The 21,310-nt window shown below is 56.1% G+C and carries 25 protein-coding genes and 1 tRNA gene; 16 read left to right on the top strand and 10 right to left on the bottom strand.

Features of this window, described 5'->3' with window-relative positions:
• Positions 1-133 precede the first annotated feature (133 nt).
• Positions 134-406, top strand: coding sequence for a DUF2790 domain-containing protein (locus tag ABRP31_RS15715; RefSeq protein WP_087264004.1), 273 nt, complete (start codon positions 134-136; stop codon positions 404-406).
• A gap of 378 nt (positions 407-784) precedes the next feature.
• Here the strand turns inward: ABRP31_RS15715 and ABRP31_RS15720 are convergent, their stop codons facing one another.
• Complete coding sequence (locus ABRP31_RS15720) at positions 785-2,119, bottom strand: OprD family porin (RefSeq protein ID WP_349969241.1); 1,335 nt, start codon at positions 2,117-2,119, stop codon at positions 785-787.
• A 566-nt stretch (positions 2,120-2,685) separates the two neighbouring features.
• Here ABRP31_RS15720 and copC point away from each other — a divergent pair.
• The 3 genes from copC (at position 2,686) to ada (ending at position 5,137) form a co-directional block, all read left to right on the top strand.
• A complete protein-coding gene (copC, locus tag ABRP31_RS15725) occupies positions 2,686-3,075 on the top strand; it encodes a copper homeostasis periplasmic binding protein CopC (protein ID WP_349969242.1) in 390 nt (129 codons plus the stop codon).
• Positions 3,076-3,079: 4 nt separating this feature from the next.
• Entirely contained in the window at positions 3,080-3,937 is an 858-nt protein-coding gene (gene copD / locus ABRP31_RS15730) for a copper homeostasis membrane protein CopD (RefSeq protein WP_349969243.1), read from the top strand.
• 87 nt (positions 3,938-4,024) lie between these two features.
• Positions 4,025-5,137, top strand: a complete 1,113-nt coding sequence (gene ada, locus ABRP31_RS15735; RefSeq protein WP_349969244.1) for a bifunctional DNA-binding transcriptional regulator/O6-methylguanine-DNA methyltransferase Ada — start codon at positions 4,025-4,027, stop codon at positions 5,135-5,137.
• A 143-nt stretch (positions 5,138-5,280) separates the two neighbouring features.
• On the opposite strand, the gene ABRP31_RS15740 is transcribed toward ada, so the two are convergent.
• The gene (locus tag ABRP31_RS15740; protein WP_349969246.1) at positions 5,281-6,264 is read right to left on the bottom strand and encodes an MDR family oxidoreductase; all 984 of its coding nucleotides are present in this window, start codon (positions 6,262-6,264) and stop codon (positions 5,281-5,283) included.
• A gap of 46 nt (positions 6,265-6,310) precedes the next feature.
• Positions 6,311-6,943: a TetR/AcrR family transcriptional regulator gene (locus tag ABRP31_RS15745; protein WP_349969247.1), complete on the bottom strand. Its 633-nt coding sequence runs from the start codon at positions 6,941-6,943 to the stop codon at positions 6,311-6,313.
• Positions 6,944-7,061: 118 nt separating this feature from the next.
• On the opposite strand from ABRP31_RS15745, the gene ABRP31_RS15750 reads away from it, so the two are divergent.
• The 5 genes from ABRP31_RS15750 to ABRP31_RS15770 all read left to right on the top strand — a co-directional run bounded on the left by ABRP31_RS15750 (position 7,062) and on the right by ABRP31_RS15770 (position 11,902).
• Positions 7,062-8,138 (top strand): nitronate monooxygenase family protein, encoded by a 1,077-nt coding sequence (locus ABRP31_RS15750; protein ID WP_087263990.1) that lies wholly within the window; start codon positions 7,062-7,064, stop codon positions 8,136-8,138.
• A 102-nt stretch (positions 8,139-8,240) separates the two neighbouring features.
• Complete coding sequence (gene modA / locus ABRP31_RS15755; RefSeq protein WP_349969248.1) at positions 8,241-9,008, top strand: molybdate ABC transporter substrate-binding protein; 768 nt, start codon at positions 8,241-8,243, stop codon at positions 9,006-9,008.
• Positions 9,009-9,689 carry a molybdate ABC transporter permease subunit gene (modB, locus tag ABRP31_RS15760; protein ID WP_349969250.1) on the top strand — a complete coding sequence of 227 codons (681 nt, stop codon included), beginning with the start codon at positions 9,009-9,011 and terminating at the stop codon, positions 9,687-9,689.
• Positions 9,690-9,692: 3 nt separating this feature from the next.
• A complete protein-coding gene (gene modC, locus ABRP31_RS15765) occupies positions 9,693-10,781 on the top strand; it encodes a molybdenum ABC transporter ATP-binding protein (RefSeq protein WP_349969251.1) in 1,089 nt (362 codons plus the stop codon).
• 68 nt (positions 10,782-10,849) lie between these two features.
• Positions 10,850-11,902 carry a DNA topoisomerase IB gene (locus ABRP31_RS15770; RefSeq protein ID WP_349969253.1) on the top strand — a complete coding sequence of 351 codons (1,053 nt, stop codon included), beginning with the start codon at positions 10,850-10,852 and terminating at the stop codon, positions 11,900-11,902.
• Positions 11,903-11,950: 48 nt separating this feature from the next.
• On the opposite strand, the gene ABRP31_RS15775 is transcribed toward ABRP31_RS15770, so the two are convergent.
• On the bottom strand, positions 11,951-12,325 hold the full coding sequence (locus tag ABRP31_RS15775) for a helix-turn-helix transcriptional regulator (protein ID WP_349969254.1): 375 nt from the start codon (positions 12,323-12,325) through the stop codon (positions 11,951-11,953).
• A gap of 306 nt (positions 12,326-12,631) precedes the next feature.
• Between ABRP31_RS15775 and ABRP31_RS15780 the strand changes: the two genes are divergently transcribed.
• The 3 genes from ABRP31_RS15780 (at position 12,632) to ABRP31_RS15790 (ending at position 15,691) form a co-directional block, all read left to right on the top strand.
• Positions 12,632-12,826, top strand: coding sequence for a hypothetical protein (locus ABRP31_RS15780; RefSeq protein ID WP_349969255.1), 195 nt, complete (start codon positions 12,632-12,634; stop codon positions 12,824-12,826).
• 61 nt (positions 12,827-12,887) lie between these two features.
• Entirely contained in the window at positions 12,888-15,443 is a 2,556-nt protein-coding gene (locus ABRP31_RS15785) for an excinuclease ABC subunit UvrA (protein WP_349969256.1), read from the top strand.
• A 162-nt stretch (positions 15,444-15,605) separates the two neighbouring features.
• Positions 15,606-15,691: transfer RNA gene (locus ABRP31_RS15790), tRNA-Leu, on the top strand.
• Positions 15,692-15,866: 175 nt separating this feature from the next.
• On the opposite strand, the gene ABRP31_RS15795 is transcribed toward ABRP31_RS15790, so the two are convergent.
• The gene (locus tag ABRP31_RS15795) at positions 15,867-16,043 is read right to left on the bottom strand and encodes a hypothetical protein (RefSeq protein ID WP_349969257.1); all 177 of its coding nucleotides are present in this window, start codon (positions 16,041-16,043) and stop codon (positions 15,867-15,869) included.
• 249 nt (positions 16,044-16,292) lie between these two features.
• Positions 16,293-16,862 (bottom strand): hypothetical protein, encoded by a 570-nt coding sequence (locus tag ABRP31_RS15800; protein ID WP_349969258.1) that lies wholly within the window; start codon positions 16,860-16,862, stop codon positions 16,293-16,295.
• 103 nt (positions 16,863-16,965) lie between these two features.
• On the opposite strand from ABRP31_RS15800, the gene ABRP31_RS15805 reads away from it, so the two are divergent.
• Positions 16,966-17,175: an ALQxL family class IV lanthipeptide gene (locus tag ABRP31_RS15805; protein ID WP_349969575.1), complete on the top strand. Its 210-nt coding sequence runs from the start codon at positions 16,966-16,968 to the stop codon at positions 17,173-17,175.
• Here ABRP31_RS15805 and ABRP31_RS15810 read toward each other — a convergent pair.
• On the bottom strand, positions 17,081-17,728 hold the full coding sequence (locus ABRP31_RS15810) for a hypothetical protein (protein ID WP_349969259.1): 648 nt from the start codon (positions 17,726-17,728) through the stop codon (positions 17,081-17,083). The genes ABRP31_RS15805 and ABRP31_RS15810 overlap by 95 nt on opposite strands.
• Before the next feature lie 303 nt (positions 17,729-18,031).
• Between ABRP31_RS15810 and ABRP31_RS15815 the strand changes: the two genes are divergently transcribed.
• Complete coding sequence (locus tag ABRP31_RS15815; protein WP_372488800.1) at positions 18,032-18,301, top strand: DUF2388 domain-containing protein; 270 nt, start codon at positions 18,032-18,034, stop codon at positions 18,299-18,301.
• A gap of 338 nt (positions 18,302-18,639) precedes the next feature.
• Positions 18,640-18,882: a hypothetical protein gene (locus tag ABRP31_RS15820; RefSeq protein ID WP_349969261.1), complete on the top strand. Its 243-nt coding sequence runs from the start codon at positions 18,640-18,642 to the stop codon at positions 18,880-18,882.
• Between the two features lie 250 nt (positions 18,883-19,132).
• On the opposite strand, the gene ABRP31_RS15825 is transcribed toward ABRP31_RS15820, so the two are convergent.
• A complete protein-coding gene (locus ABRP31_RS15825; protein WP_349969262.1) occupies positions 19,133-19,297 on the bottom strand; it encodes a hypothetical protein in 165 nt (54 codons plus the stop codon).
• Between the two features lie 237 nt (positions 19,298-19,534).
• Here ABRP31_RS15825 and ABRP31_RS15830 point away from each other — a divergent pair, with 237 nt between their 5' ends.
• Positions 19,535-19,969, top strand: coding sequence for an Sbal_3080 family lipoprotein (locus tag ABRP31_RS15830; protein WP_349969263.1), 435 nt, complete (start codon positions 19,535-19,537; stop codon positions 19,967-19,969).
• A gap of 32 nt (positions 19,970-20,001) precedes the next feature.
• Here ABRP31_RS15830 and ABRP31_RS15835 read toward each other — a convergent pair whose 3' ends face one another.
• Both ABRP31_RS15835 and ABRP31_RS15840 read right to left on the bottom strand, forming a co-directional pair.
• On the bottom strand, positions 20,002-20,751 hold the full coding sequence (locus ABRP31_RS15835; RefSeq protein ID WP_349969264.1) for a hypothetical protein: 750 nt from the start codon (positions 20,749-20,751) through the stop codon (positions 20,002-20,004).
• Between the two features lie 203 nt (positions 20,752-20,954).
• Positions 20,955-21,212, bottom strand: a complete 258-nt coding sequence (locus tag ABRP31_RS15840; RefSeq protein WP_349969265.1) for a DUF1652 domain-containing protein — start codon at positions 21,210-21,212, stop codon at positions 20,955-20,957.
• Positions 21,213-21,310 lie beyond the last annotated feature (98 nt).

Below are 21,310 nucleotides of genomic sequence, written 5' to 3' on the forward strand. Positions count from 1 at the left end.
TCGGCCCCGGTGATGGCGTGTATCGACACGCTCCATTTTTGAATGACCGTTGGCGCGCATAGAATCCATTTCAACAGCAAAGCAAATCTGAAGCTTTGCAGAAAAAATTACTTAAACGTCTTTGGAGATACACATGAAAAACCTCGCGCTGTTCGCCGCTTTATCGTTCTTCGCGGTCTTCGCTTCGGCTAACGACCAAGTCAATAACAACTCGCAGATTCCAGCGGCGGTCGATTACGACTACTCGCAAAACCTGGACATTGCCAAAGTTCTCAACGTGACGGCGGCGCAGAGTAATACCTGCGGCCCAGTCGTGGCGCACATGCTGTACCTCGACAGCAAAGGCGTTGAACACAACCTGGAATACACCCGCATCAGTGATGGCAACAACTGCCAGAATGGCTGAGTCGGATGCTTATTGGCTCAACGTATGACGTAAACAAAAGGCCGCAGCATTTCACTATGCAGCGGCCTTGTCAGTTTAGGGTTACCCCGTCGGGTGACACCTGAGCCACAGGCCATGAACAACAATTGCACTCATGGTCAGTACTGCGAAAAGTGCGATGATTAAAAACACATCGTTATAAAAAAGTATGTTGACTTCGCGGGTCGCTGAAATAGCGAATATTCCTGCAGGCCGCGCGAACCCGGTACCCGTATCAATGCATCAGGATACCCGGCATGTCGTGGGAACGATTGCTCGTTTGTAAATTACAGACTTTCAGCCAGGGAGGCCAAGACGCCAGGCAAACACAATGTCCGCCTGGCGATGATGCGAGGGGTGTTAGAAGATATTGATCGGGTAGTCGGCGATCAGACGGAATTCGTTGTTATCCGTATCGCCCTGATCAGCATTGGCCCGGTGCCAGGACTGGCGCATACGCAACGCCAGATCTTTGGCCGGCCCTGATTGCACCACGTACTTGGCCTCCAGATCAGTCTCATGGTGCTTACCGTCTTCGCCATAACCGCCGTACCGGGTATTGGCAGGCATGTTCGTGCCGTCGATATCATCACCCGTGACGTAGCGCACCATGAACCCCAGACCGGGCACACCATAACTCGCCATGTTCAGGTCATAACGCGCCTGCCATGACTTTTCTCCGGGGCCATTGAAGTCCGAATATTGCACGGAGTTGCTGAGGAAGATGGAGTCCGCTGTATCGCCTGCCGAGTTATTACCGAAAGCCACGTAATCAAATGGCGTATCGCCATTAACTTTCTGGAACGCCAGCGTCACCGTGTGCGCCGTCAGGAAAGAATAAGCCGCCGCCATCGACCAGGTAGTGTTACTGATATCCCCGGCCTTGGCCTGACCCGAATCCGTAGTGCGATAGATATTGAAATCCAGATTGAGTGACTGCTCTTCGGCAAGTGGCAGCGTGAAATTGGTATTGGCATAGTACTGGTGCCATACATCTTTGAGGTCCGAACCGTAGAGGCTGACGGTCAGATTATCGTTGATGGTGTACTTGCCACCGGCATAATCAACGCTGGACGCCTCGACATCTGCATAGGACGCGTACAGACCGTGATCGTTATTGGTCGTGACCGGGCCATTACTTCCCGTGAAGTGGCCAACGTCAAGATCCAGACCGTCGATTTCACTGCTCAGCAAATTGAAGCCGGTTGCGGTTTGCGGGAACAGTCTGGTCCCCCCGGCGGCAAATACCGGCGCCGTCGGCTGCAGGTTGCCGTAACGCAGTTCAGTCTTGGATATACGCAGTTTGACTGCACCGCCGGCAGTTCCGTACTCATCCTCAGGCGAATCGTTGCGGTTCACCGGCAGATTCCCGGTGCCGCTGGTCCCGGCACCGCCGTCCAGCTTCAACCCCCAGTAACCATAGGCGTCAACGCCAAAACCGACCGTGCCCTGGGTGAAGCCAGAGCTGAAATTACCCAGCACTGCCTGGGTCCAGTCCTTCTGGTCGCCCGTGCGTTCGCCGTTGCTGTTTTTTCCGTCACGATTGAAGTAATAGTTTCTGAGATTGATGTTGAGGCTGCTGCCTGCAACAAACCCGGTGGCCTCTGATTGATCGCTGACAGCGCCTGCCGACGCGAGCTGACTGACGCCCAGCGACACCGCAAGCGTGATGAGATTGCACTTCAGAAACTTCATTCTTTTCCCCTGTTTCAATATTGCTTATCGTTTTTCGCGCAACAAGGCTACAGCAATAGTTGCGGCCCTGACGCAGACGTACGCGATAAGTGAAGAGATTCGGCAGAAATAAAATGAATAAAAATATTATTGACATACAGAATTGATCAAGAATTCTAGCGATTCCGTTCGTGAATCTGCAGCCGGTCTGGATAGCAGGTTTGCTCCCCTGCCCGCGATTTTTTTAACACCTTTCAAAATTCATGACCTGTGCAATTGATGATAGTCACTATCAATTATCGTAATAGTCTGAATCTTTCCCGCGATGTTAGTGTTGGCGGCGATGAAGAACATGTTTCGATCGCTCTCTGAATCCGCATCAGTGAGCGCCAGATTGATGCTCCCGCTTCATCATTCCTTTGGTTAAAACTTTATAGCCACCTCACTTCTGTGCGGTGGCTTTTTTTTGGGGGTTTTGCCCTGCTATGGTGCTCAACGCTGGAGTCGCTCCGCAGTTTCTGGTCTATTAGGCCCTCGACTGCCGATCAAAACGCGCATTCAGCGTTCGCTAACAGGTGATTTTTTTGATGTCTGCCCAACGTTTCAAGCACCTCCTCTCGACCCTTTCTGTACTCGCATCCCTGACGCTGGCGAGCAACGCCTCTGCCCATGCGCACCTGGACAGCCAACTGCCTGCCGCTGACAGCATCGTCAGCAGTCCCAAGGAACTGCGCCTGCATTTCTCGGAAGGTGTTGAAGAGAAATTCACCAAAATCAGCATCACCTCGACAGCCAAAGGTGGCAAAACGCTGGTGGAACCGGTACCCGATGTTGCCACCGACCCCGCAGACAGAAAAGTTCTGATTGTCACTCCCGCAGCGCCGCTGGCGGCAGGCGAATACAAGGTCGAATGGCACGCGGTGTCCGTTGATACCCATAAAAGCGAAGGCAGCTACAGCTTCACCGTAAGCCCCTGATTCCATGCAGACCGCACTCATCCTGTGTCGCTTTGCACATTTCTGGGTGCTGTTGACGCTGTTCGGAATTTGCCTTTCGCAAGAGCTGCTATTGCGCCCCCTCCTTACTCGCATGAGGCATTTGCAGTCGCCCCGCTTGACGTTCTGGCTTGCAGCACTTGCCTTGCTCAGCGCGATTGCCTGGCTAATGCTGACTGCTGCGAGCATGGCCAGCAGTTGGGCCGACGCCATTGATCCGGCTACATTGCTGCTGGTGCTGGGCCACACCTCGTTTGGCACATTCTGGGGCTGGCACATCGGCCTGAACCTGGTACTGCTGGTCACCCTGTTCCTGGCTGGCAATCGCTGGCTGCGCCTGCTCCTGGTTACGCTGTTGCTGGCCACATTGGCACCCGTTGGGCATGTGGCAATGTTTGAAGGCGTCTACGGCCAGCTTTTGATATTCAACCAGTTCATCCATCTGGTTGCAGTGGGCGCCTGGCTGGGCGGGCTCTGCCTGCTGCTGGTTGCCCTGCGCCATCATGCGGATGTGGATATGCGTGCGCTCTTGCTGCGTTTTGGCGGGTTTGGGTATGTGATGGTTGCAATGATCATCGCCACCGGATTGATCAACGTGCGTGTCATGAGTGGAGCTCCCTGGCCGACGCCAGCGTTTTCCGGCTTCGGGCTAGTGCTGGGCGTCAAAGTGGCCATGGTGCTATGCATGCTGTGTCTGGCGCTATTCAATCGACTGATGCTCAATCGCACTTATCTGCGGCTAGACATACTGCGCACCAGCGTTATGGTTGAATGCCTGTTTGGAATGACCGCGCTGATGGCGGTTTCCCTGCTAGGAACCCTGCCCCCCATGCTCGCCGACTGAACCGAATTTGACCGCAAGACTCGGAGTGCTGGCTATTGGGCCACCGCATAAGCTGAACGTCATCGTATCCGTGCAAGGTACCGGCTCATGAGTCGCAGCAGATCATCACCGTCCGCCACCGAGAAAGACCCGCGCTGGCAATCAGTGCTGACCCGCGACGCCTCCGCCGACGGCCAGTTTGTCTACGGGGTACGCACTACCGGCGTTTATTGCCGCCCGAGTAGCCTGTCGCGCTTGCCCAATCCTGACAATGTGGTGTTTTTCGATACCGCTGCACAGGCCGAAGCAGCCGGGTATCGGCCCAGCAAGCGCAACGCCGCCGACCAAAGCCACGTCGCTCAACAGCATGCTGCTTTAGTGGCCAGCGCCTGTCGCTGCATCGAACAGGCTGACTCGGCTCCCGACCTCAAGACGCTCGCTCATACTGCCGGACTTAGCCCGTACCATTTCCATCGGGTGTTCAAAACCGTCACCGGGCTGACACCCAAGGCTTACGCCGACGCACATCGAGCAAAACGGATACGTCAGCAGTTGTCCTCGGGCAGCTCGATCACCGACGCGTTTTACGATGCAGGCTTCAACTCCAGCAGCCGTTTTTACGCGGCGTCCGATGCATTGCTGGGCATGAAGCCCGCGCAGTATCGTCAGGGCGGTAACGACACCGAGATCCGCTTCGCCATTGGCGAATGCTCGTTGGGCTCGATTCTGGTGGCGCAAAGTCAGCGCGGCGTTTGCGCCATCCTGCTTGGCGACGATCCGCAAACACTGGTGCGCGATTTTCAGAATCAGTTCTGCCACGCAACCCTGCTGGGCGCAGACGAAGATTTCGAGCAACTGATCGCGAGAGTGGTGGGCTTTATCGAGTCACCGAACCTGGGCCTGGATCTGCCGCTGGACATGCGCGGAACAGCCTTTCAGCAGCGAGTCTGGTTAGCGCTCAAGGACATTCCGCCTGGCACTACGGCCAGCTACGCGCAAATCGCCCAGCGCATTGGCGCGCCCAAATCCTTCCGCGCCGTCGCTATGGCCTGTGGCGCCAACCGGCTGGCGGTGGCTATCCCTTGTCACCGTGTGGTACGTAGCGATGGTGGTCTTTCCGGTTATCGATGGGGGGTGGAGCGCAAGCAGCAGTTGCTGGACAGGGAGGTTGAGCTGGCGCAAGAACCTGACACGCCGCCATCACTCTTACAACGTCAATAACCGGTAGGAGCTGCCGAAAGGCTGCGATAGCGTCAGACCTGACTCGCCACTTCACAGCCTTCGGCAGCTCCTGCAATCAGTGCCGGTTGTCGCCAACACAGAGGTCTCAGGTAGAAGCCCAAGCGTGCATGCAACCCAGCCCACTAGCGGTTCACATCCACCACCACCCGGCCACGAATTTCGCCAGCCAACAGTCTGGGCGCGACGTCGATCACCTCGCTCAGGCCGATTTCCCGGCTTATCAACGGCAGTAATGCGAGGTCCAGATCGGTCGCCAGCCTGGCCCACGCCGCCACGCGGTCAGCGCGAGGCCGGGTAACGCTGTCGATACCCGCCAAGGTGATTCCGCGCAGAATGAACGGCGCGACAGAAGCCGGAAACTCCATACCCTGAGCCAGTCCGCACGCAGCAACAGTGCCGCGATAACGCGTCGCGGCACAGATATTGGCCAGGGTGTGGCTGCCAATCGAATCGATGGCTCCCGCCCAGCGCTCTTTGGTCAAGGGCCGTCCGGGCTCAGATAGCGTATTGCGGTCGATGATCTCCGACGCGCCCAAGCGCTCAAGGTACGCAGCCTCATTCAGACGCCCCGTGGACGCCACGACTCGATAGCCCAGACGGGAAAGGATCGCCACGGCAAAACTACCGACGCCGCCGTTGGCACCCGTGACCAGCACATCGCCGTGATCAGGCGTCACGCCGTTATTTTCCAGCGCCATGACCGCGAGCATCGCCGTATAACCGGCCGTGCCGATGGCCATGGCTTGCGCGGCACTGAACGCGTCGGGCAGCTTGATCAGCCACTTGCCTTGCAAGCGGGCTTTCTGCGCCAATCCGCCCCAGTGCCCCTCGCCGACGCCCCAACCATTGAGAACCACTTGATCACCCACAGCGAAGTCCGGATCGCTGCTGGCGGTTACCGTGCCTGCCAGATCGACACCCGGCACCATCGGAAAGCTGCGCACAATCGGTCCGTCGCCGGTAATCGCCAGCCCATCCTTGTAGTTGAGAGTGCTGTAGGCGACGTCAACGGTGACATCACCGTCAGGCAGGGATTCTTCGTTGAGCGCAGCCAGGGTTGAGCGATAACCATCGTCGTCCTTTTCGATCAGAATGCCGTTGAACATGCTTGCCTCCAATTTAGACCGATCGTCTTTTAATATTCAAAAAAGTTTATTGCGGCAGACCGCGTAGAAACCCCGAGATGAACGTATTGAGTGGCGTGTCACTGGCAACCAGGCGGGCGCGTAACACCGCACCTTCCCACCCAATCCAGAAAAACGCTGCCAGCTCATCACAGTCAGCATGGCACGACAGCTCGCCGCTGGCCTGTGCGGCTTTAAAGCACGCACTCAAGCGCGTTTGCCAGTCGATAAAGATAGCTTCCAGCATCTCCCGAAAGCCGTCAGGCAGCAGGCTGACTTCCTGCCCGAGATTGCCCACCAGACATCCCCGCCGGTAGTCGTGACGAGCCATGCCAGCTTTCGCGTTTTGCACGAATCCGACCAGACGTTCAAGCGGCGTCAGCGTTTCATCAAGAAGCCAGCGGTCGAGCTTCTGCGAGAAGTACCCGGCGTAGTTATCCAGGACCGCGTGACCGAAAGCCTCTTTGCTGGGGAAGTAGTGATAAAAGGAACCCTTGGGGACACCAATCCGCTTGAGGATGTAATCGATACCAGTAGCTGTGAAGCCCTGCTCAGTGAGCACTTCAGTGCCGCAACGAATCAGCGCTTCACGGGTTTCGAAGTTCTCCCGGTCGACCTTTGGCGGGCGACCCGGGCGACGTTTCAATTGGGGTGTATTCATGAAGGACAATATTAGACCGATCGTCTCTTAAGTCAACCGGTGCACTTCAGCAGTTGCCAAATGCGCCGCGCGCACGCTCAATAGCACCTCAAAAATAACTGCATGGAGCCATCTGTCTATGAGCGCCTGGCCTGATACTCGCATTATTGATCTGTTCGGGATTGAACTGCCCATCCTTCTAGGCCCCATGGCTGGCGCGGGCGGCTCGGCGATGGCCGTTGCGGTAGGCAATGCCGGCGCACTGGCCTCCCTCGCCTGTGCGATGCTGAGTCCACAGCAGATCCGTGATGAAGTCAGCCTGATACGTCAGCAATGCAAAGGACCGCTGAACCTTAATTTCTTTTGCCATCAGCCGCCGAAGGATGACCCACAAAGTCACGTGCACTGGAAGGATGCGCTGCGCCCCTATTATCAGGAGCTGGGCGCGGACTTCGATGCCCCTACTCCGGTTTCCAGCCGCGCTCCGTTTGATCGTGTCAGCTGTGAGCTGGTCGAAGCGCTGAAACCCGAAGTGGTCAGTTTTCACTTCGGCCTGCCTGAAGCTGACCTGCTGTTACGGGTCAAGGCCACTGGCGCCAAAGTCATTTCATCAGCGACGACTGTTGCCGAAGCCGTCTGGCTTGAAGCCCACGGCTGCGACGCGATTATTGCCATGGGCTACGAGGCTGGCGGACATCGCGGGATGTTCCTCAGCACTGACCTGACGACTCAGGTGGGCACCATGGCCCTGGTCCCACAGATTGTCGACGCGGTCAGCGTGCCCGTGATTGCCGCGGGTGCAATTGCCGATGCGCGGGGAATGGCAGCGGCCTTCATGCTCGGTGCTTCAGCGGTACAAATCGGTACTGCGTACCTGTTTTGCCCCGAAGCCAAAGTCAGCAAGCCGCACTATCAAGCGCTGCGCAGCGCCAATGAAAGCCAGACCGCGCTGACTAACATTTTTACCGGTCGCCCGGCTCGGGGCATCGTCAACAGGATCATGACCGAACTGGGTCCTGTCAGCCCGATTGCCCCCGCCTTTCCTCTCGCCGGAGGCGCACTGATACCGCTGCGGGCGATCGCCGAACCGGCAGGCAATGGCGACTTCATGAACCTGTGGGCAGGACAGGCCGTCGGGATCAAACATGAGCACGGGGCTGAGCAACTGACCCGGCTCATCGCCAGCCAAGCCCTGGAAAAACTCATCCGGGCATAAAACTTAGCTTCCCATGGGACAAAGCCTCGCTATATATTTCCATATATAGCGAATGGCCGTCACGCGGCCATTTTTGTTTTCTGCTGCCCATGGAGCTGTTCAATGCGCATGTTTCCCGCAAGTCTTGCCCTCAAATCCCTGACCGGCATCATCGCAGCGCTGGCGGTGAACGCTGCGTTCGCAGACGAAGTGCAAGTTGCCGTTGCAGCAAACTTTATCGCTCCGATTCAGGCCATCGCCAAGGATTTCGAGGCCGACACCGGTCACAAGCTGGTAGCTTCGTTCGGCTCCACCGGGCAGTTCTACACCCAGATCAAGAACGGCGCCCCCTTTGAAGTATTCCTCTCCGCCGACGACACCACCCCGGCCAAGCTGGAAAGCGAAGGCGAGATCGTTAAAGGTTCACGCTTCACCTACGCGGTTGGCACGCTGGCCCTGTGGTCCGCCAAAGAAGGCTACGTGGATGCCAAAGGCGACGTCCTCAAGAAGAATCAATATCAGCATCTCGCCATCGCCAACCCGAAAGCCGCCCCTTATGGCCTCGCGGCTACTCAAGTACTGGCCAAACTGGGCCTGACCGATGCAACAAAAGCCAAGATCGTCGAAGGCCAAAGCATTACTCAGGCCTATCAGTTCGTCTCAACCGGTAATGCCGAACTGGGTTTTGTTGCCCTGTCGCAGATCTATAAAGACGGTAAAGTGACTGGTGGTTCGGCCTGGATCGTACCGGCTGAACTGCACGATCCGATCAAACAGGACGCCGTCATTCTCAATAAAGGCAAAGACAACGCCGCAGCCGAGGCGCTGGTCGAGTACCTCAAAGGTCCTAAAGCGGCTGCTGTGATCAAGTCCTTCGGATACCAACTGTAAATGCCACTCGACAGTACCGACTTTGCTGCAATCTGGTTGACCCTGAAACTGGCTTCGCTGACCACGGTTATTCTACTGGTGATCGGCACGCCCATCGCCCTCTGGCTAGCGCATACCCGTTCGTGGCTCAAAGGCCCCATCGGCGCCATTGTCGCCCTGCCGCTGGTGCTGCCTCCGACGGTGATCGGGTTTTACCTGCTGTTGCTGCTCGGCCCCAACGGTACTGTCGGTCAATTGACTCAAAGCCTGGGCCTGGGAACGTTGACGTTCAGCTTTCCCGGTCTGGTCATCGGCTCGGTGCTGTACTCCATGCCCTTCGTGGTTCAGCCACTGCAAAACGCGTTCGTGGCCATTGGCACGCGCCCGCTTGAAGTGGCAGCAACCTTGCGCGCCAGCCCTTGGGATACCTTCTTCAGCGTGGTGTTGCCCTTGGCCAAACCCGGCTTCATCACCGGGGCCATTCTCGGCTTTGCGCATACCGTGGGCGAGTTTGGCGTGGTACTGATGATAGGCGGCAATATTCCCGAGAAAACCCGCGTGGTCTCAGTGCAGATTTTCGATCACGTTGAGTCCATGGAGTATCTGCAGGCCCATTGGCTGGCGGGCTCAATGGTGGTGTTCTCATTCCTTGTTCTACTGGCGCTCTATTCCAGCGGCAAGACCAAAGCGGCCTGGAGCTGATCGATGAGTGCAGATATCCAGATTCGTTTACAGGTCAACTACCCGGAATTCAGCGTGGATGTCGACCTGGTACTGCCCGGACGCGGTGTGACCGCGTTGTACGGGCATTCAGGCTCCGGCAAAACCACCTGCCTGCGTTGCATCGCTGGCCTGGAAAAGCCCGAGCGAGGGTTTATCCAGATCAACGATGAAGTCTGGCAAGACACCGCCAAAGGTCTGTTCGTCCCCCCACACAAACGTGCTCTGGGCTACGTCTTTCAGGAAGCGAGTCTGTTCCCGCATCTGTCGGTACGCGGCAATCTGGAGTTTGGCCTGCGACGAATCCCAGCCGATCAGCGTCATGTCGATCTGCAGCACGCGGCGCAATTACTCGGTATTGAGCACCTGCTTGAGCGACGCCCGGATAAGCTGTCCGGCGGTGAGCGGCAACGGGTCGGTATAGCGCGCGCCCTACTGACCAGCCCTAGACTGCTGCTGCTCGATGAGCCGCTGGCAGCGCTGGATACAAAACGCAAAAGCGAAATCCTGCCGTATCTGGAGCGGCTGCACGACGAGCTGGACATTCCCATGCTCTATGTCAGCCACTCCCAGGACGAAGTGGCGCGCCTGGCCGATCATCTGGTGTTGATGAGTGAAGGCAAGGCGCTGGCCAGTGGTCCGATTGGCGAAACCCTGGCGCGGCTGGATTTACCCATGGCCATGGGTGACGACGCGGGCGTGGTGATTGAAGGCTGCGTGGTTGCCCACGACGCCGAGTACCAGTTACTCCATGTCGCCCTGCCCCACAGCGACTTGCAAATGCGCCTTGCCCACACGCCGCTGCCGTCAGGCAAAGCGTTGCGCTTCAAGATTCAGGCCCGTGACGTCAGCCTGAGCCTGCAGCCAGACAATCAGAGCAGTATCCTCAATCGCCTTCCGGTGACGGTAGTCAGTGAGATACCGGCAGACAACGCGGCTCATGTGCTGGTCCGTCTGGACGCAGCCGGTACGCCCTTGTTAGCGCGTATCACTCGCTACTCCCGTGACCAGTTGCAGCTCGTGCCGGGGCAACCGCTCTGGGCGCAGATCAAATCGGTAGCGGTGCTGGCCTGATCGTAAATACTGGGCACCCTTGAGAACCGCCGCGGTCAATCCACATAACTGCCCTGTGGATTGCAACCATGCCTGACTCGACCGTTATCGACCAACTGCCCCCGGACCTGCATTACGTTGAGGACACTCAAGCGGGTTTCAGCCGCAAGATCCTGCGAGGCAAGTTCGTTTACTTCGACCAGGAAGGTCAACGGATTCGTGATGAAACAGAAATCAAACGAATCAACGCACTGGTTATCCCGCCCGCCTATACCGACGTCTGGATTTGTCCGGATCCGCGCGGGCATCTGCAGGCTACAGGCCGCGACGCCCGAGGGCGTAAGCAATATCGCTATCATGCGCGCTGGCGAGAAGTTCGCGATCAGAACAAATACTCACGCATGATCGAGTTTGGTCTGGCCTTGCCCAAGGTCCGCAAAAAGATTGAAGCCCAGCTTGCCGAGCCTGGTATCGGTCGCGACAAGGTCATGGCCACGGTTGTTTCATTACTCGACGCGACGCTGATCCGTATCGGCAACAGCCAGTACGCGCGAGACAACCGTTCTTACGGGTTAACCACGCTGCGCAACAAACACGTCGAAGTGCACGGCAACGACATCCTGTTCGAGTTTCGCGGCAAAAGCGGCGTCGAGCACCAGATCAACGTGACTGACCGACGCTTGGCGAAAGTCGTCAAACGCTGCATGGAGTTGCCCGGCCAGAATCTGTTTCAGTATCTGGACGACAATGGCGAGCGCCATACCGTGAGTTCTTCAGATATCAACGCCTACCTGCAACAGCTCACAGGCTCGGATTTCACTGCCAAGGACTACCGAACCTGGGCAGGCAGTGCGTTGGCGTTGGCAACCCTGCGCAAACTGCACTGGGAGCCTGAGGCCGATGCCAAAAAACACATTGTCGATATGGTGAAAGCGGTGGCGAAACAGCTCGGCAATACCCCGGCGGTCTGCCGCAAGTGCTACATCCATCCAGCAGTACTAGAGGGTTTTCTATTGGGAGAGCTTGCTTTGATTCCTCGATCCAGACAACGCAAAGGCTTACGTCTGGAAGAAGTGGCGCTGGCGAATTACCTTCAGAGTCTGGCGCAAAAAGTACTGGAGAAACCTTCAGGCAGCGCCTGACAAGCCGGTACTCCCGACACGTTCATGAGTCGATAGCCCGGTAACACTCTACTGATGCTCATCATGGTCGCGGCGGATGCTGTCCACTTCATAGTTGCTGGAAAGCTCCTCTATGGTGGACACAAAATGGCGGACGGCCTGCTGAACTTCGCTAAGTAACAGTTCCGGGTTGACGGGCGCACTGTCAACTTCACTGAATATACTGCCTGTCTGGCCGCGTGTCGCTCGCCGGTCGGTAAGCACGAACAACACATCGACGCCTTCCCGTGCCAAAGCCGCGAGATAATCGGCCCTGGGCGCACGCTCGCCGCTTTCATACTTGCCCTGTGCGTTAGCGGCAACGCCACCGAGCCCCCCCATTTCTTTTTGGGACAGCCCCAGACGCTTACGCTCCTGCCGTAGTCTTCTACCGATACCGATCATGGATCTGCTCGCTCCACATCAAGTCTATTAGTGGGTCAGGAAAAAACGGATTAAACAGCCAACCTCAGGCATCGCACAACAGCCTGAGACACTGTAAGACCATTCCTACGTAAATCACTGAAACGTCCTATCAAACAAACGTACTCCTGGCACTGGAATGCATTTTCTGTAGAAGCTGCCGAAGCTACGAAGCATTTGCCTGACGTACCGCTATCGCTGACTAAACAGTATTGGATTGAACGATCAGCCGCGCTGCCTGATCGTAATCCTGTGACCAATTAGCTCTTAAACTTCTGGATGACGCAAATGCCTCATGACAAACGCAACAACCAAGGCAACAATCTCAATGATCCTGAGCAACATCCGGCCGACATCGCTGATCATCAACAACGTACTGAAGAAACCCTGGAAGAGCAGGACCAGACTGGCGGTCGGCAGGATAACGAGGGGCATGCCCCCAAAGTCCCGGGCGCGAACTCCAATACACCGGTCAAACATTGATCTGTGAATTCAAGCAGCAGGCGTGCGCTGTGCCGTCGCCTTTGAATAACAAGGCTGGACGATGACTTCGCAGCACAATACCCCTGACGAAAAGACCCTCTCAGCCACTGCGCCTCAACAGCACACTGGCTATGTACAAGTGCGCGGCGCACGTGAGCACAATCTGAAAAATGTTGATGTCGATGTTCCCCGCGACGCGCTAGTGGTTTTCACGGGCGTGTCCGGCTCGGGGAAATCCTCGCTGGCATTCTCGACGCTGTATGCCGAAGCTCAACGCCGCTACTTTGAGTCGGTCGCCCCCTACGCAAGACGCCTGATCGACCAGGTCGGCGTACCCGATGTGGACTCTATCGAAGGGCTGCCACCCGCAGTGGCACTCCAGCAACAACGTGGCACACCGAGCACACGCTCGTCGGTGGGCAGCGTCACGACCCTGTCGAGCCTTATCCGCATGCTCTACTCTCGAGCGGGTAATTATCCCGCCGGGCAGCCCATGCTCTATGCCGAGGACTTTTCGCCCAATACCCCTCAAGGCGCATGCCCACAGTGTCATGGCTTGGGTCGGGTGTATGAAGTCACCGAACAATCGATGGTCCCTGACGACTCACTGACCATTCGCCAGCGTGCCATTGCCTCATGGCCCACGGCCTGGCAAGGCCAAAACCTGCGCGACATTCTGGTCACCCTGGGTTATGACGTGGACATTCCGTGGCGCGATCTGCCTAAAAAACAACGCGACTGGATTCTGTTCACTGACGAACAACCCACCGTACCGGTGTATGCAGGCCTGACACCTGCAGAAACCCGCAGAGCCCTCAAACAAAAGCTCGAACCGAGTTATCAAGGCACCTTTACCGGAGCCCGTCGCTACGTACTGCACACCTTCACCCATTCGCAAAGCGCATTGATGAAGAAGCGCGTCGCGCAGTACATGATTGGCAGCCCCTGCTCACTGTGCGATGGCAAACGCCTGACGCAGGCCGCGCTGTCGGTGAAGTTTGCCGGTTTCGATATTGGTGAGCTCGCGCAAATGTCCCTTCTGCAATTGGCTGAAGTGTTGCGTCCAGTCGCCGCCAGCGACGCGCCGCTCAAAGATGATCTATCCATCGAAAAACGTATCGCTGCGCAACGTATTGCGCAGGATCTATTGGCCAGAGTCAGCACCCTGACCGATCTGGGCCTTGGCTACCTGGCTCTGGAGCGCAGCACGCCAACGCTGTCGTCCGGCGAGTTGCAGCGTCTGCGGCTGGCAACCCAGCTCGGCTCGCAACTGTTCGGCGTTATCTACGTGCTGGACGAGCCATCAGCCGGGTTGCATCCCGCAGACGGCGAAGCACTGTTCAGCGCGCTGCAACGCCTGAAGGCTGCGGGCAACTCGTTGTTCGTGGTTGAGCATGACCTTGAGACCATGCGCCGCGCCGATTGGCTGATTGACGTTGGCCCTGCCGCCGGAGAACACGGTGGACGCGTCCTCTACAGTGGTCCGCCTGCCGGTCTTGCCAACGTCGAGGCTTCACAAACCCGGTTGCACCTGTTTGCCGAACACGAAACCAGCAAACCTGAACGACGCAAAGCGACGGACTGGCTGAAGCTGGAAGGCGTGACCCGCAATAATCTGGACAACCTCAGCGCCGAGTTCCCGCTGGGCTGCTTTACCTCGGTCACGGGCATTTCCGGATCAGGCAAGTCGAGCCTCGTCAGCCATGCGCTGTTGGAACTGGTGGGCTCGCATCTGGGCCAGACCGCCGAGAACAACGAGGCTGATGCGCCAAGCCTGGAAGACGACGCGCCTCAATCCGCCAGTGGCAAAGTTGTCAGCGGACTGGAAGCCATTCGCCGGCTGGTCAAGGTCGACCAAAAACCTATCGGTCGAACCCCACGTTCAAACCTCGCGACCTATACCGGCCTCTTCGACCAGGTACGCAAACTGTTCGCTGCAACCCCGGCGTCACGCAAGAAAGGCTACGACGCCGGGCAGTTCTCCTTCAACGTCGCCAAAGGCCGATGCCCGGTTTGCGAGGGCGAAGGCTTCGTCAGCGTTGAATTGCTCTTCATGCCCAGCGTCTACGCGCCCTGCTCTACTTGCCATGGCGCACGTTACAACCCTCAAACCCTGACCATCACCTGGCAGGGCCTGAACATCGCCGAGGTACTTCGACTGACCGTCGATGACGCCGTGGTGCAGTTCAAGGACGAACCCGCCGTGCTGCGACCGCTGACTGTGCTTCGCGACATCGGCCTGGGTTATCTGCGTCTCGGCCAACCGGCCACAGAACTGTCGGGCGGCGAAGCACAGCGCATCAAACTCGCCACCGAATTGCAACGCACACAGCGCGGCGCAACCTTGTATGTGCTGGATGAGCCGACTACCGGCCTGCACCCTACCGACGTCGACCGTTTGCTCAAACAGCTCAACCTTCTGGTCGACGCGGGTAACAGCGTTGTGGTCGTCGAGCATGAGATGCGTGTGGTGGCCCAAAGCGACTGGGTCATCGACATCGGCCCCGGCGCAGGGGATCAGGGTGGGAAGATCGTGGCTGCAGGGACGCCAGAGCAGGTTGTGAAGGTTGCTGCGAGCAAAACCGCACCGTTTCTGAAGCAGGTTCTGAACCTGTGATACGGTCGCTTGGGTTGAGCCCGATCGAGGGCCTTGGTCACCGACAGACAAGGCCCGCGTATTTTTTCCAGCCTTAAAAGCAAGATCTTGTCTTATTTCAATATCTTGCGGGCTTGCTTCAGGGGAGTTGGGTGTATATATTCCCTGCTCTTCAGCGCTACCGCCCCGATGGCGAAATTGGTAGACGCAAGGGACTTAAAATCCCTCGTCCTTTGGACGTGCCGGTTCGACCCCGGCTCGGGGCACCATTTCAGATCAAGGGCTTACGCTGGTTTCTGGCGTAGGCCCTTGGTGTTTTCTGCACCGCAATTCTAGAATCTTGCCGCAGTTCTCGATTTTCCGAACTCATTCCGGTGTCCCGCCGATTTACTGAATCCCTCCTCTCTTCCTCCAGCCACTTCAAGTCTGCCAGTCGTCGGCACGTTACTTATTCCGCTGCATCCAGCCAATCAGCATGAAAACCAGACCAGGGATCAGTAGCCCTGGAGCCATGTAGGCAAAGGTTCGCTCGGAAATGAGTCCGTTCAGGCCGAACACAAAACCACATACCGTGAACGGGATGCCCACAATAAACATCGGCTGTTTAAACGCTTTATCCATTACTGCAATCCTCCTTAAGAACCTTTTTCGCATTAAACCATAAAGCCTATCGGTGATCGGTGGGCAAGGAAAAACCTCCCTGTTCTACACTCGTGTACTGAGATAGCCATTACTTGCAGCGGTCTATGTCTTTAGCGCTGAGACACGGCGTTCCCGCCTCCTAGTACCAAGCGAGTGCCGCTGGAGAGACAAGTCAGAAAACAAAGCAAGTGCGGCTGGTAGAAGTCTGGTGATCATGACGCTCCATCGTCAGTCAGACACTTTCGGTTCACGAGCGCTGTTCCAGATCGAGGCCCTACGGATCATCTCTTTGGCATTGGGGAGATCTATCGAATAGTTCGACGGACTTGTGAATGCAAGCGAGTTCTTTTTGAACACCAGTAGCGGCTCACCTGTACCGTTCTCAGCCACAACTCGGGCGTTAATGGAGGTGAACTCTTCCCTCGCATTCAGTTTTTTAGCGCTTGCCGTCCGCTGTATCGCCGGGAGATCAGCCCACGCAATGAATTCTGCGATGGGTTCTAAACCAGCCGGGAATGTCTCTCGATGTAAACGGTTGCCAAAAATAATGTAGCCGCCGCGCTTTTCAGCGGTGAAGTCCATCCATTCATTATTGTCAGCAATCCTTAACGGCAACATTGTCGGCGAATAATTACCGGCCAGACGGACGCCGGTCTTTTCGTCAAAATAGCCGTACTTAATGTCTGTGCGGTAGAGCTCCCAGGCTCGCATGGTGGCGTATTTATCAAATCTTTGAGCGCTTGAGGCGCTGCACCCTGCCAAAAGCACCACCACAACCGCGCCAATCAAAATTCGCATGTCGCTCCCTCCTTGGTTTGGTGGGACTGTAGCATTTACAACGACCTGGATCGGATCACTATCGTGTGCCTCCTAAGCGTGAGCCAGGATACTTAGTGAGCATATTTCGTTCTGCCTCTCGCTGATCCACTTAGCTCTTACCGCTACCAGCATTACGATCAATGTCGAAGCTTTACAGGCTCTGCCAGCCCCAGAACCCACTCGATGGCGGACGTTACTTATTTCGTTTTGCACGCCACCTGAGGGGGCTCGGAAGGCGTCAGTTTCTGGGGAATTACAATCGAAGTGCCAGGCAAAGGCAAAAGTTCGATGACCCCGAACATGCAGATAAGCGCTTGCCCGCCGTCCAGGTTTGGTCTGGTACCTACGCCTACCAAGGCTTCGTAATCTTTCCCCGGTTCCAGCTTGTAAACGAGGGCCTCGGCACCGCAAGACGAGTAAGTACTTCCATAACTACCAATGGTTGCGCCGAGGGTTGCAAGCTGGAATGGCAGATCAGCCCTGACGCGATACTCGGTGACTACCTCTTTATATACTCCTTCGCCCATCCGTACTGCAGGGACGTATTCACTCAGAGCAGGCGCAACTCTTTTCGGCATGCCAATGCTCGCCGACTTCAGGGGGTATTGCGGATAGTTGATGTTCGCCGTCCCGTCCCGCCCGAAACGTCCGGCGTCAGCCATCTTATGACGGGTGGCAGGGGCACAACTGCCAGTGATGCTATCTCCAAATACACTGGAGTTGGTGATGACGCGAATACGCGCCACCCCCTCTGATTGAGCAGGCTCTTGATAGGGGACTGAAGGTATTCCAGAACATCCGGCAAGTACTAAAGCAATAGCAGTTCCGAAAGTGACAACCCGCATGACCCTATCCTTATAAAGTCGAAAACTAAAAAACCTGAGACTACGGCCGAGCGTTGATATCACTCTCAACCGAGGGAGAAACCATAGAATTGCGCCATTTATTCTTAATTTTTCACGTTATGCAATGGCATTCTGCTACGCCGATTTTCTTATAGGCCACCCCTACTCCCGGCGTACTGACGCCAACAATCCTCACGTCATCTGTTATCGTGACGCGTCAACACAAGGCATTACGGAAGCAACTAAATGAGATTATGGACAGCCCTCGCTATTGCCCTGTCAGTTCTATCTGGATCACAAGCCATGGCAGCCGAAAATGCCAACCCTTTCGAACAGGGAATGATGATCACGACATTCCTGCCAACCATTTTGATTGGGGGAACGACCTCACTCACAACAGAGCCGCCAAAGATCTTCACATCAGCTAAAACTGATGCACTTGCTTTCGTAGGCTCGGAGGGTGAGATCCGGGGTGCGCAATTTGAACAAGCATCGCGGCACTATCGTGAGACTTTCAGCCCGCCTCTGATGACTGACAAACAACTCGCCGCCGCCATCGTGACCTCTTATTGATACAGCACCAGCGAGCTGGTTGAAGCTTGGAGCTCTGCGTCCTAATAATGACGCGCACCAGGTGCCGTCAGGACCGGACAACGAACAGACGCGCGACCTGCCGGATGTAAATTCCGACATGCACGTTAGCTACCGACATCATCAGCAAGCACGCTATTCTTGTCGGCTCGGACACGCCAGAAAGTCCAGCCAACCCCCAAGCTCTAACGGAGTTTACAAACGCCGCCCACTGCTTCAGTGGCATTCTTTACATGGCTTCGGTGCTAGCATCCAAAGCGATGGCTTGGCACAAATGGACCTCTGAACCAGTGTCGATTATAAAAAAGGAGCGAGAAAGCATGACGAAGGAAAATCAGGAACTGGGTGAAGCGCTCATATCAGCAGCATTCCTTCTCAAATGGTCGTCTGCGGACCTGCATAAAAAAGCCCGCGAATTATCCGACGCCGGTAACGAGAAAGAAGCGCAAGTGATACAGGAGATCGTAAACAACTATCAGGCATCGGAAACAGCCTTGCTCGACTTCGCGAACGAGGTGAAGACCGGGCGAATTGTGCGGGCAAGCGTTGAGGAAACTCTTTAAATCGCTAGGAAGTTGCTACTTACGCTCCCGATGTGAGGCGCAAATAGCAACTAATCGGCGGGTAATCAGCAAGCCCCAGGTGGAATACCACCCTTATTGAAGTCCTTCAGACGTTCCCGCTCTTCCTTGGTGGAGTGAGCGGGTGTGTCGTCCTTGGGTGGTTCTTTCTTTTCGTCAGTCATTGCGCTGTCCTCATGGTAGGTTCTGTTTTGGCATCTTGAGGTAGCAGCAGTTCAAATCGCCTATCCACTCAACCATTCTTGGGAGGCGCATTACCACGCTTGCCACCCGAATCGTTACCGGTGGTGCTTGGCCAGTTTCCTCCAGGGCCTGGATGACTGGACCGCCCTTTTGATCCACTGGCCGGTGATTTGCTCGAACCGCCAGAATTTTTGCTGCCTGCGACCTTCGACATGGAAACCTCCTTAGCAAGTCGATAACGACGCTTGGAGCTTAGGTCATCAGCACTTTTGAGCAGCTCCGTCTGTCAGCATCCGACTAGCTTTAGACCGAGCGCTATAGCCCGGCCGACCTCTCGTACCAACCGATGCGAACATGTGGCACTATGCCATCCGGCCGAACACGTGCGGCCAAACACTTTAAAAGCCTCCTCATAAACACGAGGTCGCAATCCAGGAAGGAACGGGTTTTGATGAAAGCATTGGCAAGTGGTCTGGTTCTCGCAGGGCTGGGAATGTTAGGCGGCTGCACATCCATTGAGGTCGAGCCGCTCACGGTACGCCCGGCGAATATCTGCATTGAGCAAAATCCTAAAGTGCTGGTCACGGATTTTGTCTCGGTGGTGCAGCGTGGGCTTTTGGACCGCGGTATTAGCTCCGAGGTCTATGCCCAAGTGCCCGCTAGCTGCAACTATCGACTGACGTACGTAGCGTATCGAACATGGGATATCGTGCCGTACCTCTCCAGCGCAGACCTGGAGATATGGGATAGCGAGAAACGTCGTTTGGGAGCCGCGCATTATTATCTGCGTGGCAAGGGTGGGTTATCCATGATGAAGTTTCAGGGCACAGAGACCAAGATGGCGCCCGTGCTGGATCAGTTACTGAAGGACATGCCCGCGAAGTAAGTAATCCCGGGCCTGACTAATGGCCCGGTTCACTACTGCACCGGCAGGAAATTCAACAGCAACAGACTCTGCGCGTAATTAAGCCCGATACGCCGATAACGCTCATCCAGAATCTGCGCCAGCAAGTCGAGCCGCGCGACGATCTTGCCGAACTCCACGGCGAAACTCAGGTTACTGGACTGATCCGATATTTCATTGGAAAACAGCAACAGCACACCATTGGCATCCTGACGCTGACTGAGCAGCCATGTGGCTTTTTCGATATTGCGCGCAGCGTTGCTGACGAACTGTGGATTGATGGAGTCCGTCACATAAAACTCGGTGCGGCCACCATGAGCAGTTACCAGCATGCTGCCAATCGCGTAGATAAAAGCCCCTACACGGTCGCCGCGAAACTCCGGACTCAAGGAATAACTCAGCGCCGCCAGGTCACGACGCTCTCCGAGAGCAGGCAGAGGCTGGCGTAGTTCTATGGCCTGGCGGATCGCCCGAGCCGCGCTCACAGCATCCGTGTAACCCGATAGACGCCACTGATTGGGATTACGCAGATAAAGCTTGTTCATCAATAAATACAGGCTTTGCAGATTGTCATGCATCCCAAGCGTGGCCATGCGATCAACGCTGGTCTGGAATAGCTCGTCAGGCTTGCCTTTACTGAATTGAGTGGCGATATCGCGGCCCTGTTGCTGACTACAACCACTGACGCCAAGCAGAAAAACCATCGCCAACACCAGCGGCTGGCGCATCCATCGAGTAGTACATGAAGGTAACGTGCGATCCATCGGCACCAGTCTGATTCACTGTCCGCGCAGGAAATCAGCGCGGCCGGGACAGACATAGATCGGGAAAATGCAAAAAAGTGCGATATGGGGGACGAGATTGTCGGGATGGCAGTCAGTTAGCCCGACTTTAACCCCGAGCAGGTTGTAATTGCTCCGAACCGATGTCCGGTTCGAAAACTTCCGCCTTTTTCGTCGTATCTGCCCTACCCCAGTCGCTTCATGGACAATTCCATCTTACCCATGAGGTCTCTCTGCTCTTTCAGCGAGAGCACCAGCCTGGCGATGGATCTGCTGGTAGAAAGCTCAGAAAAAGCTATCCCTGTTACATACAGCTCGATATCGCCTGATTCGGGGTCGATGAGCTTCAGCGAAAAGTTGTCGTTTACACCGATAACGCATTCGCACCTTGAGGGCAAAAACGCTGTTTCAAGAACTCGCTGGATATCTGGTTTCGAATACATTGTGCGTCCTCTGCTGACCCAGGTTTCACCAAGAGTAGACAATCCTGAGCCTGTTTGTTGCCGATCATCGCTCCGCTCCGCGCAGCACAGTTTTTCCA

Origin of the sequence: Pseudomonas caspiana (assembly GCF_040224095.2) — a bacterium.
Lineage (GTDB): Bacteria > Pseudomonadota > Gammaproteobacteria > Pseudomonadales > Pseudomonadaceae > Aquipseudomonas > Aquipseudomonas caspiana.

Bases quoted from the DNA above. Each gene is read 5' to 3' on its own strand.
- ABRP31_RS15715 (WP_087264004.1), top strand. From the start codon at position 134: ATGAAAAACCTCGCGCTGTTCGCCGCTTTATCGTTCTTCGCGGTCTTC.
- ABRP31_RS15720 (WP_349969241.1), bottom strand. From the start codon at position 2,119: ATGAAGTTTCTGAAGTGCAATCTCATCACGCTTGCGGTGTCGCTGGGC.
- copC (WP_349969242.1), top strand. From the start codon at position 2,686: ATGTCTGCCCAACGTTTCAAGCACCTCCTCTCGACCCTTTCTGTACTC.
- copD (WP_349969243.1), top strand. From the start codon at position 3,080: ATGCAGACCGCACTCATCCTGTGTCGCTTTGCACATTTCTGGGTGCTG.
- ada (WP_349969244.1), top strand. From the start codon at position 4,025: ATGAGTCGCAGCAGATCATCACCGTCCGCCACCGAGAAAGACCCGCGC.
- ABRP31_RS15740 (WP_349969246.1), bottom strand. From the start codon at position 6,264: ATGTTCAACGGCATTCTGATCGAAAAGGACGACGATGGTTATCGCTCA.
- ABRP31_RS15745 (WP_349969247.1), bottom strand. From the start codon at position 6,943: ATGAATACACCCCAATTGAAACGTCGCCCGGGTCGCCCGCCAAAGGTC.
- ABRP31_RS15750 (WP_087263990.1), top strand. From the start codon at position 7,062: ATGAGCGCCTGGCCTGATACTCGCATTATTGATCTGTTCGGGATTGAA.
- modA (WP_349969248.1), top strand. From the start codon at position 8,241: ATGCGCATGTTTCCCGCAAGTCTTGCCCTCAAATCCCTGACCGGCATC.
- modB (WP_349969250.1), top strand. From the start codon at position 9,009: ATGCCACTCGACAGTACCGACTTTGCTGCAATCTGGTTGACCCTGAAA.
- modC (WP_349969251.1), top strand. From the start codon at position 9,693: ATGAGTGCAGATATCCAGATTCGTTTACAGGTCAACTACCCGGAATTC.
- ABRP31_RS15770 (WP_349969253.1), top strand. From the start codon at position 10,850: ATGCCTGACTCGACCGTTATCGACCAACTGCCCCCGGACCTGCATTAC.
- ABRP31_RS15775 (WP_349969254.1), bottom strand. From the start codon at position 12,325: ATGATCGGTATCGGTAGAAGACTACGGCAGGAGCGTAAGCGTCTGGGG.
- ABRP31_RS15780 (WP_349969255.1), top strand. From the start codon at position 12,632: ATGCCTCATGACAAACGCAACAACCAAGGCAACAATCTCAATGATCCT.
- ABRP31_RS15785 (WP_349969256.1), top strand. From the start codon at position 12,888: ATGACTTCGCAGCACAATACCCCTGACGAAAAGACCCTCTCAGCCACT.
- ABRP31_RS15795 (WP_349969257.1), bottom strand. From the start codon at position 16,043: ATGGATAAAGCGTTTAAACAGCCGATGTTTATTGTGGGCATCCCGTTC.
- ABRP31_RS15800 (WP_349969258.1), bottom strand. From the start codon at position 16,862: ATGCGAATTTTGATTGGCGCGGTTGTGGTGGTGCTTTTGGCAGGGTGC.
- ABRP31_RS15810 (WP_349969259.1), bottom strand. From the start codon at position 17,728: ATGCGGGTTGTCACTTTCGGAACTGCTATTGCTTTAGTACTTGCCGGA.
- ABRP31_RS15815 (WP_372488800.1), top strand. From the start codon at position 18,032: ATGGCAGCCGAAAATGCCAACCCTTTCGAACAGGGAATGATGATCACG.
- ABRP31_RS15820 (WP_349969261.1), top strand. From the start codon at position 18,640: ATGACGAAGGAAAATCAGGAACTGGGTGAAGCGCTCATATCAGCAGCA.
- ABRP31_RS15825 (WP_349969262.1), bottom strand. From the start codon at position 19,297: ATGTCGAAGGTCGCAGGCAGCAAAAATTCTGGCGGTTCGAGCAAATCA.
- ABRP31_RS15830 (WP_349969263.1), top strand. From the start codon at position 19,535: ATGAAAGCATTGGCAAGTGGTCTGGTTCTCGCAGGGCTGGGAATGTTA.
- ABRP31_RS15835 (WP_349969264.1), bottom strand. From the start codon at position 20,751: ATGGATCGCACGTTACCTTCATGTACTACTCGATGGATGCGCCAGCCG.
- ABRP31_RS15840 (WP_349969265.1), bottom strand. From the start codon at position 21,212: ATGTATTCGAAACCAGATATCCAGCGAGTTCTTGAAACAGCGTTTTTG.